Origin of the sequence: Bartonella tamiae Th239, assembly GCF_000278275.1 — a bacterium.
Classification (GTDB): domain Bacteria; phylum Pseudomonadota; class Alphaproteobacteria; order Rhizobiales; family Rhizobiaceae; genus Bartonella; species Bartonella tamiae.
On record NZ_JH725147.1, the window covers coordinates 1,350,735 to 1,364,977 of the forward strand.

Genomic DNA, 14,243 nt, shown 5'->3' on the forward strand with positions numbered 1-14,243 from the left:
TCATATTTTACTGATTTGATCACTTATGCGACCCAGTGATTCGTTTCGTCCAAGAACGACAAGAACATCAAATACACCTGGTGATATTGCGCGTCCTGTGAGTGCAGCCCGAAGTGGTTGAGCTATTTTTCCTAATTTTAAACCTGTTGCTTCTGCGTGCTCACGAATTATTGTATCAAGGGGTTGTTTGTTCCATTCTGAGCATTTTTCTAAAATCGGAAAGATATCTTTTAAGATTGCTTTCCCATCATCATTGAGTAGTGAAGCGGCTTGTTCATCAAATTGAAGGGGACGCTGTGCAAAAATAAAACTTGCACCATCAATCAGTTCGACCAAAGTTTTGGCTCTTTCTTTAAGCGCCGGCATTGCTTGTAAAAACTGTTTGCAATGCTGCTCATCTAGTTTTTCTTGTATTTGTGAACCATTTTGTAGCTTTGGTAAAATATCTAATGAGGCTTCGAATAAGGTTTGATCATCGGATAAACGTATATAATGTCCATTTATTGCTTCAAGTTTTTTGAAATCAAATCGTGCCGCACCTTTATTAATATTATCAATATCAAACCATTGAATCATTTCTTCTGTAGACATGATTTCATCATCACCATGGCTCCAACCAAGGCGAACAAGATAATTCCGTAAAGCAATAGGAAGATATCCCATATCTTTATAAGCTTCTACGCCAAGAGCACCATGGCGTTTTGATAGTTTAGCACCATCTGCTCCGTGAATCAGTGGAATATGTGCCATAATAGGAACATTCCAACTCATGGCATCAAAAATGACGGTTTGACGTGCGGCATTGGTTAAATGATCATCACCACGAATAATATGTGTGACTCCCATATCATGATCATCTACAACAACAGCATGCATATAGGTTGGAGAGCCGTCAGAACGCAAAATAATGAAATCATCAAGATCTTTATTTGCAAATTTCACGTCACCTTGTACGCGATCGCGAACAATGGTTGTTCCTTCCTGCGGTGTTTTTATTCGAATAACAGGTTTTATTCCTGTGGGAGCCTCCTTGGGGTCACGATCGCGCCAACGTCCATCATAACGAGGCGGGCGTCCTTCATTCCGTGCTTTTTCGCGCATTTCTTCCAATTCATCGGGAGATGCATAACAATAATATGCTTTTCCCTCTCTGACCAAGTGTTCAGCAATTTCTTTATGTCGTTCTATACGTGAAAATTGTGAAATTGGTGCGCCATCCCATTGAAGACCTAACCATTTAAGACCGTCTTTTATAGCATCAACTGCTGCCTGTGTTGATCGTTCGCGGTCTGTATCTTCAATACGAAGCAGCATTTTTCCGCCCATATGCTTTGCATAAAGCCAATTAAATAATGCGGTTCTTGCACCACCAATATGTAAAAAACCGGTTGGAGAAGGGGCAAAACGGGTAATAACAGGCGCAGACATTAAAACTCCAGTGAATAAAATCTAGTCAATTTAATTTTTTCGATTAATGATGTAGCATAGACTGCGGAGCATGCAATAGCCATGTCATTGGGAAAGGGGTGTTGTTTGACACCAAACTCTATTGGGAAATAAAAACGACAGACGATTTACTCCAAATAAAAGCCGCTCTGGCAATGAAGCACTTTATGTCATTGATGCGCCAGATTTTCGGACATATGCGGCTGCTCAATATTCTCAATTTTATATCTTATTATCTTTTCTAAAAAAAATATTTTCTGGCTTAAAAGCTTGTATGGAATTTGAAATAGCTCATGGTCTTATTTTTCTTCTTCTTCCAGTTTTCATGAGTATAGGGGCAATCACTTATTTTTATCTGACATTTGAACCCAATGGATGGAAAATTGTTGGTTGGCTGACTGTTTGTGCTGGTGTTGTTTATTTAACACGAAATAAAAGACCGATTTTTTATTTTTTTGCTTTTGTTTTTTTTATTCTTATTGGAGGGGTGTGTGCAAAAGTGGAAACATATCGTCTTCAAACTTCAATGCTTGGTGCTGATGTTTCTACTTATTTAACAGCTCGTATTGTATCCATAGAAACCTTGGATAGTGGTCGCACTCGCTTATTGTTGGATGTGATAGACACAAAACAACCCTTTTTGCGTTTTGGACCGCAACGTGTGCGTTTGTCTGCGCGTTCTATTCCAGACAATTTAAAACCCGGTGATGGTGTTCGTGGATTGGTAAGATTAAATTCTGTTTCTGGTCCTGTCCGTCCGGAAAGTTATGATTTTGGTTTTTATAATTACTTTCGTTTTATTGGTGCACAAGGTTTTTTTCTCAGTAAAATTGAGCAAGTAACGATTGAACCTCCAAAATCAGTTTGGCAAAAAGTTGCGGTCAAAATCGAACAATTACGCGTTCTCATGACAAACCGTATCGTATCAGCTATAGATGGAGGAGCAGGTAGTGTTTCAGCAGCTTTGATTACTGGACAACGTGGAGGTATTTCAGAGGCTACCAATCATGCTTTGCGTGTCTCTGGTCTTGCGCATATTTTATCGATATCGGGATTACATATGGCTATGGTTAGCGGTATGGTTTTGGTTATTGTTCGTTCCATTTTTTCTTGTTTTCCTATTTTTTCCTCACGTTATCCCACGAAAAAATATGCAGCATTTATTGCTTTATGTGTATCAGGATTTTATCTGGTTCTTTCTGGCGCAGATGTCGCCGCTCAACGCAGTTTTATCATGGTAGCAGTTATGCTCACTGCTGTTTTCTTCGATCGCACAGCAATAACTTTGAGAAATCTTTCTATTGCATTTTTCATCACACTTTTGCTTGTTCCTCATGAGATCTTAAGACCAAGTTTTCAAATGTCATTTTCAGCAACAGCAGCATTGGTTGCAGCTTTTAGCTGGTGGAGTAGGAGAGCTAAAAGACGTCGCGTCGTGCCACAATTTGTCGGTGTAAAAATAATAAGTATTCTATTTTTTCCTTTCGTTTCAACTGCGGTGGCTTCACTCGTTGCAGGTATGGCAAGTGGTCTTTATGCGTCTTATCATTTTGCGAATGCTGCACCGCTGGGTATTTTAAGCAATGCTTTAGCTTTTCCTATTATGTCATTAATTGTTATGCCGTTTGGGCTTCTTGCAGTAATTGTCATGCCACTAGGACTTGAATGGTTTCCACTTCAAGTGATGGGTTTTGGTGTCGATATTGTAGAAAAAATCGCTTATGAAGTAACAGATAAGTCTCCAGATATTAATCCAGGTGTTATTCCATCTGCTGCTTTAATGTTTCTGACACTTGGCCTTATTGTTCTTTTATTCTTTAAAACAAAATTACGATTATTTTCTATAATTTTCTTTATAATTGGCATTTCTATGTGTTTTTATCGAATTGCGCCTATTTTGCTCATATCAGAAGATGCACGCCTCATCGGTCTTTTGGAAAATAAAACACTTTATCTTAACCGTAAACGCCCTTCCAAATTCGTAACAAGCATATGGAAACGTTCTTACCGCGTAAATACTATTATTGGCCCAACATCAAAAGCATCTGCAACAGGTTTTGGTTTTTCATGTGAGGACAATGTTTGTTACGCTCAAAATAAAAAGGGCATTCGTATTGCTGTTGTCGATGCTAAAGATCAGACCTATATATCTTGTCCTAAGGCGAATATTATTATAATTTCAACGCCGACCTATTTAAATAATTGTCATGCTGCCGTAAAATATGTCATTCAACGAAATCAACTGGCATTATATGGCAGTATGGTCATAACAAGTAATGATCGTATTATCCAATCAGTGCCTAAGCTTAATCGTCCATGGAACAATTATCGTCTATATTCAAGAGCTGCACGAGGTTTATAATGGCATAATTTTCATATTTATGTTTGACGCTTTCTATATGACTCTTATCTAATGAATTTAGTTGGAGTGTGAATATTACTTCATAATATTTCGTTTTAAAATTCACATTTCAAAAAGTCGCTCAATCACTTTTGCGTAACAAGCATGTTGAATTCAGTCATTTTTTGGTTTTGTACACGTAGCTGATGTATTGAGACAGTATTGTAATCGAGCCAATTGTTATACGAAGATAAATTTTTATAACGTGAATGATGATATTGAAATTATTTTAAAAAAACATAAACATAACAACATCTTCCTAGTTTTTTTAACTATCAAAGTCGTAAAAATTGGAATGGTTAAGAACACAAAAATCAGAAATAATGTTTTTAAATTATGAATATGTTCATCATATTTGTAAAATGTGGAGACGTAAAAAGAGTAAATGATTGTCGATCATTTGTACAAAAATAAATATTATATATCTTGTTAAAGGTTCTGCACCGTCATTTCATTTCATGAAAGAATGGTGCATAGTAAGTTTAGATTACGATTTGAAAGTGCGAATTTGTTATGAAAGTCGTTATGGTAATGGGATCATAATTATGGATATAAACGACAATGAAGGCTGATGAATTAAAAAAAGCCGCAGCTGCTAAAGCGCTAGAATTTGTTCAAGATGGCATGATTTTGGGGATTGGTACGGGATCCACTGCTAATGAATTTATTAAATTATTAGCGCTTGCTGTCAAAGAGGGACTTAAAGTAACTGGTGTTGCAACTTCTTTGCGTTCTGAAGAGCTTTGTCGACAATTGGATATTCCAATGACAGATCTAGAAAAATGTCCAGAAATTGATTTAGATATTGATGGCGCTGATGAAATAGGTCCTCAAATGGCTCTTATCAAAGGGGGCGGAGGCGCACTTTTGCGTGAAAAAATTGTTGCGGCGGCATCGTCTTCTATGCTTGTTATTGCTGATGAAACAAAGCTTGTTTCGACAATGGGAGCATTTCCTTTGCCTATTGAAGTTAATAAATTTGGTCTTGGCGCCACGCGTAAAGCAATCGAAAGAGTGGCAGAACGCCATGGTCTTCCTTCTCATATAAGTTTAAGAATGATACATGGTGAGCCTTTTGTAACTGATGGTGGACATTTAATTCTTGATGCCTCTTTTGGCCGTATTTTAGAGCCAGAATTATTATCTCACGATTTATTCGTGATTCCGGGTGTTGTCGAACATGGTTTGTTTATTAAAATGGCATCAAACGCCGTTATTTCGATGGCTGACGGAAAGATAAAGGTTTTGGAGTCTTAAGGATATTAAATCTATTTAGAGCTGATTTTATAGCGCATGATATGCATAATGATGAACAGCCTATAAATCAAAATTATGGAGTAATGACTGAATGAATATTGTATTTTCTTTTCGCCGTCTTGCAAGCGTAGTTGGAACTGTTGCTGTTTTGAGTGCAGGGTTCAGTCCAGCTTATGCGCAAGAGATTAGCGATGCTCACCTTCAATCTGCAAGAAAGGCGATAGCAGCTATTCATGCTACAGATCAATTTGATGAATTTCTTCCAAGCACAGCCAGAGACTTAAAAGATGAATTAGAGCGCAAAGACCCTAATTTGTCGAATATGATCTCTGAAATTGTTGATGAACAGGCTTTGGCGCTTGTGAAAAGGCGTTCTGACCTAGAGGTTGAAGCCGCACGTGTTTACGCAAACCATTTTTCCCAAGCAGAACTCGATCAGATTGCAACGTTTTACGAGTCGGATACGGGTAAAAAATTGTTGAGTGAAGGACCATCAGCCGTGCGCGGCATTATTTCTGCTTTTGATGTTTGGAGCCAAGGCATAGCACAAGATTTAGCAACGAATGTTGGGCGTGAAATGGCACAAAGAATTGGAGGTCAAGCAGGTTCAAATGATGCGCCGACGCCACCTCAAAGTGCAGTGCCAACCGTACCAGCGCCTACTCAATAAACAAAGTATAATATTGAAAAGGTGGCTTGATGCCACCTTTTTTATTACTCTATTGACTGAGCTCTTAAATTTAAACATTAACAACCCAATATATTCTTTAAGAAAAGTATATTGAAAGGAATGTTGCGTGTCTACTTTTGACTTTGACTTATTCGTTATTGGTGGTGGTTCTGGTGGTGTCCGTGCTGCAAGACTTGCAGGGGCGCTTGGTAAGCGTGTTGCGATTGCTGAAGAACATCGTATGGGGGGGACTTGTGTCATTCGTGGATGTGTGCCTAAAAAGCTATTTGTTTATGCCTCTCATTTCTCTCAAGAATTGGATGATAGTAGAGAGTTTGGCTGGTCTTTTGATGATGTAAAATTTGATTGGAAAAAACTAATTTTTGCTAAAAATAATGAGATCGCTAGACTTGAAGGTCTTTATCGTAAAGGTTTAGACAATAATAATGTGCAAATCTTTGAAAGCCGTGCAGTTTTACTGGATGCGCATACATTGCAAATAACTCAAACGGGTGAAACAGTTACTGCAGATAAAATTCTTATTTCTACAGGTGGGCGGATTCCGATCCATTCCGAAATTGATGGCCATGAATTTTGTATCAATTCAAATCATGTTTTTGATTTATTAGAATTGCCAAAATCAATTGTGATCTCTGGTGGTGGGTATATAGGTGTGGAATTTGCTAATATTTTTCATGGTCTTGGTGTCAAAACAACACTTATTCATCGTGGTGACTTGATTTTGCGCAATTTTGATCATGATTTGCGGCAAGTGCTTCATGATGCCATGGTTGAAAAGGGTATTACTATTTTGAATAATATGACAATTTCTAAAGTCTCAAAACATGATGAAGGCTATGAAGTTTCCTTATCAAATAATCAGAAATTAGAAACTGGTGAAGTTCTTCTGGCTATGGGACGTGTCCCGAACACAAAAAGTTTGGGATTAGAAAAAGTGGGCGTTGAATGTGATAAAAACGGTGCAATCATTGTTGATGATTATATGAAAACCACAGCCAGTAATATATGGGCTGTGGGTGATGTAACCAATCGTATCCAATTAACTCCTGTGGCAATCCATGAGGCAATGTGTTTTATACAAACAGTATTTAAAAATAATCCGATCTCACCTGATCATGAACTTATTCCAACAGCAGTGTTTTCACAACCAGAAATTGGAACCGTTGGTCTTTCAGAAGAAGAGGCTATAAGTAAATATTCTCGCGTAGAAGTTTATCGTGCCTTCTTTCGCCCTATGCGTAATACGATTTCTGGTAGCACAGAAAAAATGTTAACCAAGCTTATTGTGGATGGGGAAAGTCGAATTGTTATAGGTGCTCATATTTTAGGTCCAGATGCAGGCGAAATGGCGCAACTGCTTGGTATTTCACTTAAAGGAAGACTAACAAAAGATGTTTTTGATGCCACAATGGCAGTTCATCCGACGGCCGCTGAAGAACTTGTGACGATGTATCAACCAAGCTATGTTATTGAAAATGGCAAAAAAATTGAACAATGAAACATTTCTTGATTGTTCATTAAAATTTTAGTTTAATGAATCTATTGAAAATAATTACGTTAAGAATCTCATTTTAAAATGTCTGTTACACTACTATAAATATGCAAAAAGGCATTTTTTACTTAAGTAAAGCGTGATTTTTTTTTAAACACGACGAAAATAATGCGTATAATATTAATAGTCAAATAATCAATGTCCTTCATTGGTCATGAATAAAGTGAGAGAATGATGAGTAAAACTTGGACACCTGAAAGTTGGAGATTAAAGCCTATTAAACAGGTGCCAACTTATCCCGATCAAGCGGTTCTTCATGATGTAGAATCGCGGTTACGGCGTTTTCCTCCTTTGGTTTTTGCTGGTGAAGCTCGTGCTTTAAAAGAAGAGCTTGCAGCAGTTGTAAAAGGTGATGCCTTTCTTCTTCAAGGGGGGGATTGCGCGGAAAGCTTCATGGAGCATGAAGCCGACAATATTCGTGATTTTTTTCGTGTTTTTTTGCAAATGGCGATTGCTTTAACCTTTGGGGCATCTAAACCTGTTGTCAAGGTGGGGCGCATTGCTGGACAGTTTGCAAAGCCTCGTTCTTCTGATTTTGAAGTACAAAATAATGTCGAGTTACCTTCTTACCGTGGTGATATTATTAACGGTATAGATTTTAATGAAGCATCACGTATTCCTGATCCGCAACGCATGGCAATGGTTTACCGTCAGTCTGCCGCAACTCTGAATTTATTACGTGCCTTTGCGCAAGGCGGTTATGCTAATCTTGAAAATGTTCATCAATGGATGGTTGGTTTTATTTCTAACTCACCGCAAGGAGAGCGTTATCATAAATTGGCAAAGCGCATTACTGAAACTATTGATTTTATGAAAGCCATTGGTATTAATGCAAAGAGTAATCCATCTTTACGTGAAACCTCTTTTTATACAAGTCATGAAGCGCTTTTGCTTGGATATGAAGAAGCATTAACACGCATTGATTCAACATCGGGTGACTGGTACGCAACCTCTGGTCATATGCTTTGGATTGGTGATAGGACGCGCCAACACGATCATGCTCACATTGAATATTGTCGTGGTATTAAAAATCCTATTGGTTTGAAATGTGGTCCTTCATCTAATCCTGATGATTTGTTGCGATTGATTGACATTTTAAATCCTGACAATGAAGCAGGCAGGCTGACACTGATTGCACGCTTTGGTTATGATAAAGTGAGTGATCATTTGCCTGCATTAATTCGTGCGGTTAAAAGGGAGGGGCGGCAAGTTGTTTGGTCTTGTGACCCTATGCACGGGAATACGATTACGGCCAATGGCTATAAAACGCGTCCATTTGAACGGGTTTTAAAAGAAGTGGAAACATTTTTTGAGGTCCATAACGCTGAAGGAACTTATCCTGGTGGTATCCATATTGAAATGACAGGAAAAGATGTGACTGAGTGTACAGGTGGTGCACATGCTATTTCACCAGAAGATCTCTCTAATCGCTATCATACGCATTGTGACCCACGTTTGAATGCTGATCAGGCTCTTGAACTGGCTTTTCTTGTAGCAGAATTATTAAAAAAGGGACGTGATACAACACGTATAAAATCGGTGGCATATGGTTGATAATATTTAAATTATATTTCAATTTTGGGAAATTAATTTTTAATGATTTTTCAAAAATTTTATTATTTTAAAAATTTTAAATGATCGGGTATGTCATAAAAATAAAAACAGAAAATATCACGCCTTATAATTATGTATATATTGTGTTTTGTATTTTGAATATTTTATAAATTTATAATGCGATCACGGTCTTGTTTTTATGAGTATTGGGAAAGTTTGAAGGATGTCATATATATGCACCTTGATTTGTATCACGTGCTATTTTGATATGATGCTATAGGAATGGCAACCAGTTTGCAAAAGAAGAAAATTCATTATAACCACTTTCATATTACTTTTGTTTTACCTGTAGTATAATAAATTTATTTCATCTTTTTTTCTGCTAATATTGAGAACAAATTTTCAAAAGAAATAGCTTGAGATCGATATAATGGCCTATCATGATATTAAAAATAAATTGAAGCTTGCAATTGCACAGTTAAATCCTACGGTTGGTGATGTTATTGGTAATTTAAAACAAGCGCACCATGCTCATCAAGAAGCAAGTGCAGATGGTGCAGATATTATTTTATTTACTGAACTTTTCATGAGTGGTTATCCTGCCCAAGATTTAATTTTAAAACCAAGTTTTATAAGGGCTTGTGAAAGTGCCATCCAAGAATTGGCTTTGTTAACCAAAAACGGTGCAGCAATCATAATAGGTACACCACTTTGCCGTAATAATAAGATTGTTAATGGTGTTGTCGTTATTGACCAAGGCGAAATTATTGGAGAATGTTTAAAATCCGATTTGCCAAATTATGGTGTTTTTGATGAAAAACGGGTCTTTTATCCTGCACAACAAAATAACCCTATTATCATTCGCGGTTTAAGTGTTGGGATACCTATTTGTGAAGATATTTGGAACAATAATGACGTGATTGTTGATTTTGTTAAAAAAGGAGCGCAATTTATTCTTGTCCCTAATGCCTCTCCTTATGAAACAGGAAAAATCGAACAGCGTTTTATTCTTGTAAAAAAACAACAAAAAATACCTGTTCCAGTAATATATGCCAATCAGTTTGGTGGACAAGATGAACTTGTTTTTGATGGCGGTTCTTTTGGTTTACAATCCGACGGCGCGGTTGCATTTCAATTAAAACATTTTGATTGTCATCTTGCTATAACGCAATGGACAAAAGATAAAGACTTATGGCGATGTACGGATCAACCATTTGAATCCTATTTGAAGGGGGAGGGTGCTGATTATCAAGCTTGTCTCGTTGGATTAAGAGATTATGTTACAAAAAATGGCTTTAAAGGTGTCCTTTTAGGATTATCTGGTGGGATAGATTCTGCATTATGTGCTGCAATGGCTGTTGATGCATTAGGAGCAGACAAGGTGCATGCTGTTATGCTTCCTTATCACTATACATCACAAGAATCATTAAAAGATGCACAAGAATGTGCGCGTCTTTTGGGATGTCGTTATGATATAATTCCTATATCTGAGCCCGTTGAAGGTTTTTTGAACGCACTTACCGATATTTTTCAAGGAACGCAACAAAATGTTACAGAAGAAAATTTACAAAGTCGAACTCGCGGCTCTCTTTTAATGGCGCTTTCAAATAAATTTGGATCTCTACTTTTGACGACAGGCAATAAATCAGAAATGGCCGTTGGCTATTCAACCCTTTATGGTGATATGAATGGAGGTTTTAATCCAATAAAAGATATTTACAAAATGCAAGTTTATGCACTGTCACATTGGCGTAATAACAACGTACCAATGAACAGTTTGGGACCTAGTGGCGAGGTTATTCCAAAAAATATTATTGAAAAAGCACCATCGGCTGAATTGCGTGAAAATCAGAAGGATGAAGATTCACTTCCTCCTTACTCTATTCTTGATGACATTCTTTGTTGCTTGGTTGAAGATGAGTTAAGTGTTAACGATATTGTAAAACGTGGACATACGATTCAAACAGTTGAACGCATTGAAAATCTTCTTTATTTAGCAGAATATAAACGCCGCCAATCGGCACCTGGTGTTAAAATAAGCCGTAAAATTTTTGGTCTTGACCGTCGATATCCTATCACCAATCGCTTTCGCGATAAGAATTGAGTAAATCTATATGACAAAAGTTCGTTTTGCCCCATCGCCCACTGGTTACATTCATATAGGCAATATCCGTATTGCACTTTACAACTGGCTATATGCAAAAGCCAATAATGGTCAATTTGTATTAAGATATGATGATACGGACGTTGAACGCTCAAAACAGGCTTATATTGATGCTATAGGTGTTGATCTAGAATGGCTTGGCATTAAGCCAGATGAAGTCTATTTTCAATCCAAACGTTTTGAGCGTTATAATGATATAGTTGAAGATTTAAAAAAGCGCGGTTTGCTTTATGCGTGTTATGAAACAGCCGAAGAACTTGATCGCCGTCGTAAAATTCGTCTTTCGCGTAAGCTTCCTCCAATTTATGGTCGCGAAGCGTTAAAATTAACAAATGACGAAATAGAAGCTTATAAGAAGGAGGGCCGTAAACCTCATTGGCGTTTTTTATTACCGAATTATAAGTCTGATCCTTTTCAAATGCAAAGAACAGAAATTCATTGGGATGATGCAGTAAGAGGGCGTCAAACCATTGATCTTGCTTCTATGTCTGATCCTGTTTTAATTAGAGAAGATGGAACCTATCTTTATACGCTTCCATCTGTCTTGGATGATATTGATATGGGCATAACCCATATTATCCGCGGTGCAGATCATGTCACTAATACAGGATTGCAAATTGCACTTTTTGACGCTTTAAATTCAGCAATACCGATATTTGGCCATATTAATCTTTTGACGACAATTTCGGGTGATGGTTTGTCTAAACGCAAAGGTGATTTGTCTGTTCGTTCATTAAGAGATGAAGGGTTTGAGCCTATGGCGCTTGAATCGCTTGCTGTTCTTATCGGTACGTCAGAAAATGTGCAGGCGTTTAATACACAAAAAGAATTACTGCAACATTTCGATCTTAATGCAACATCCAAGTCATCAGCAAAGTTTGATCCACAAGATCTCACGGGTCTTAATCGTCAGCTTGTTCAAATGATGACTTACAAGGATGTGGCTTCACGTTTGTCTGAACTTGGTATGGCAGGTAAGAAAGTCGAAAAATTTTGGAATGCGATTCGTGGCAATATTGACAAAGTTAATGATGCACAATTTTGGTGGGACATCATTCAAAATGATGATTTGATTGGATCTATACCCTCTGAAGATGTCGACTATGTACGCTATTCTGCGGCTTTCTTGCCAGAAGGCAAACTTAATGATGAAAGTTGGAAAGTTTGGACATCGCATTTAAAAGAAAAGACAGGACGTAAAGGCAAGTCCTTATTTCTGCCATTACGGCTTGCATTGACTGGTGTGAACCATGGTCCGGAAATGGCAAATTTATTACCACTTATAGGGTATGATAAAGTCGTCCAGCGGTTAAAACTGTAAAATTGTGAAGTCTTGTTAAAGCATGCTTATATGATTTTTGCTTTATTATAAAAATGTCTTATCAATGATAAAATTTAGTATATTGTACTTATCTTATTTGATAATATATAGTATAATTCAATGATTTATAATTTTTAAGTAATTTAATATTTGAAGAATGAAGACAAAAATAAAGAACGGTTTTAAAACTTGTTCTTCAATAAATATTTTTTTTGATGATAATTGAAATGTATGAAAATAAATTTTGCGCTCACTACATTATAAGTTTTTTAACATCAAAAACATTTTAGTGTTTGATTTTTAAAATCGGGTTTTTATGAGCATAAAAGCAGGGATATCATCCCCAAAACCAATGGGGGACGCTGGTTCTTTATCATGTTTAAAAAGTTGATGATTGTTATAATTGTCCTGCTTTTTTTGAACGCTAGATGAATTATCTCTATCGTTTCTTTTTATAAGGTCAGTCTTTTTTTGCTCATTGTTTTGTTCCAAAATAGAATCTTGAGTTTTCGTGGATTTTGTTTTTTTCTTCTCTTTTTTGTTTTGAGAGTTTTCTAATTCATCACTCTTACGATTGACAATTGTTGATAAATCGCCATCAAGCCATTCAATTTTTTCTTTGCTCATTTTTTCTATGGCATCAATATATTTTTGGTCTGACTTTGTTACAATGGTAAAAGCTTTGCCTAGTCTTCCAGCGCGCCCAGTACGACCAATGCGATGAACATAGTCTTCAGCATGAGTTGGAACATCATAATTAAAAACATGACTAACATCAGGAATGTCAAGACCACGAGCGGCAACATCAGAAGCAACTAGTAATTTTAATTTACCGTCTTTAAAGTTTGATAACATGGTCATTCTAGAACGTTGATCCATATCTCCATGTAATGCGCCTGCACTGAAATTATGTTTGATAAGTGAACGAAACAGTTCCGAAATATCTTTTTTTCTGTTGCAAAAGATAATAGCGTTTTTCAAATCATCGCCTTCTGTGTTTATCAGATCACGCAACACGGCTCGTTTATCCCATGGTTTGCTGCCAGATTTAACATTCTTTTGAGTAATTGTTTTGGCTGTTGAAGACGCTTTTGCAACTTCGATTCTTGTAGGAGCGTGTAAAAATTGATCCGTTAATTTGGTGATTTCTGGTGCCATCGTTGCTGAGAAAAAAAGCGTTTGGCGTGTAAATGGGATTAATTTACAAATTTTTTCAATATCTGGTATGAAGCCCATATCAAGCATGCGATCGGCTTCGTCGATAACGAGTATTTCAACGCCTGTTAATAGCAATTTTCCTCGTTCAAAATGATCCAATAGTCGTCCAGGTGTTGCGATTAAGACATCCGCGCCCCGTTCTAATTTACGCTCTTGTTCTTCGAATGACACCCCACCAATAAGCAACGCAACATTGATACGATGATTTTTACCGTATTTATCAAAATTTTCTTCAACTTGTGCAGCAAGTTCACGTGTTGGCTCCAAGATTAAAGTTCTTGGCATACGCGCACGAGCACGCCCTTTTTCTAACAAGGTTAGCATAGGTAATACAAAAGATGCTGTTTTTCCAGTACCCGTTTGCGCTATCCCTAAAACATCTTTTCTTTCAAGAACATGCGGTATTGCCCCAGCTTGAATGGGAGTGGGTTCTTCATATCCAGCGGATTTTACTGCGTTTACAACCTTTTCAGAAAGGCCTAAATCATCAAAACTGGTCAAAGGTGCTATCACTCTTTCTTTTATAACTAACACATTCCAATTCAAATTTAGCGGATATGTTAGTTTTTAATTGCACACCGTTTTCTTGAGTTACGTTGCTTGACTTCAAAAGTCAACTAAAAGCGGTGTTTATTGATT

The 14,243-nt window shown here is 37.1% G+C and carries 8 protein-coding genes and 1 pseudogene; 7 read left to right on the forward strand and 2 right to left on the reverse strand.

All coding sequences use genetic code 11. The annotated features are described in order from the left end of the window. Nucleotides 1–1,428: a glutamate--tRNA ligase gene (gene gltX / locus ME5_RS06090; RefSeq protein ID WP_008039384.1), complete on the reverse strand. Its 1,428-nt coding sequence runs from the start codon at nt 1,426–1,428 to the stop codon at nt 1–3. A 121-nt stretch (nt 1,429–1,549) separates the two neighbouring features. Here gltX (ME5_RS06090) and ME5_RS06095 point away from each other — a divergent pair, with 121 nt between their 5' ends. From ME5_RS06095 to gltX (ME5_RS06125), 7 genes are all read left to right on the forward strand, one after another. Beyond that, a complete protein-coding gene (locus tag ME5_RS06095; RefSeq protein WP_008039385.1) occupies nt 1,550–3,808 on the forward strand; it encodes a ComEC/Rec2 family competence protein in 2,259 nt (752 codons plus the stop codon). 600 nt (nt 3,809–4,408) lie between these two features. Beyond that, nucleotides 4,409–5,104: a ribose-5-phosphate isomerase RpiA gene (rpiA, locus tag ME5_RS06100; RefSeq protein WP_008039392.1), complete on the forward strand. Its 696-nt coding sequence runs from the start codon at nt 4,409–4,411 to the stop codon at nt 5,102–5,104. Nucleotides 5,105–5,195: 91 nt separating this feature from the next. Next, nucleotides 5,196–5,774, forward strand: a complete 579-nt coding sequence (locus ME5_RS06105; protein ID WP_008039393.1) for a DUF2059 domain-containing protein — start codon at nt 5,196–5,198, stop codon at nt 5,772–5,774. Nucleotides 5,775–5,901: 127 nt separating this feature from the next. After that, nucleotides 5,902–7,293 carry a glutathione-disulfide reductase gene (gene gor, locus ME5_RS06110; RefSeq protein ID WP_008039395.1) on the forward strand — a complete coding sequence of 464 codons (1,392 nt, stop codon included), beginning with the start codon at nt 5,902–5,904 and terminating at the stop codon, nt 7,291–7,293. A gap of 228 nt (nt 7,294–7,521) precedes the next feature. Then, on the forward strand, nt 7,522–8,901 hold the full coding sequence (locus ME5_RS06115; protein WP_008039397.1) for a class II 3-deoxy-7-phosphoheptulonate synthase: 1,380 nt from the start codon (nt 7,522–7,524) through the stop codon (nt 8,899–8,901). A 430-nt stretch (nt 8,902–9,331) separates the two neighbouring features. Further along, nucleotides 9,332–11,005: an NAD+ synthase gene (locus ME5_RS06120; RefSeq protein WP_008039398.1), complete on the forward strand. Its 1,674-nt coding sequence runs from the start codon at nt 9,332–9,334 to the stop codon at nt 11,003–11,005. Nucleotides 11,006–11,015: 10 nt separating this feature from the next. After that, nucleotides 11,016–12,386 carry a glutamate--tRNA ligase gene (gene gltX / locus ME5_RS06125; RefSeq protein WP_008039400.1) on the forward strand — a complete coding sequence of 457 codons (1,371 nt, stop codon included), beginning with the start codon at nt 11,016–11,018 and terminating at the stop codon, nt 12,384–12,386. A 512-nt stretch (nt 12,387–12,898) separates the two neighbouring features. On the opposite strand, the pseudogene ME5_RS06130 reads toward gltX (ME5_RS06125), so the two are convergent. Next, nucleotides 12,899–14,105 (reverse strand): annotated as a pseudogene (locus ME5_RS06130) (DEAD/DEAH box helicase); the annotation flags it as partial. Nucleotides 14,106–14,243: the final 138 nt, after the last annotated feature.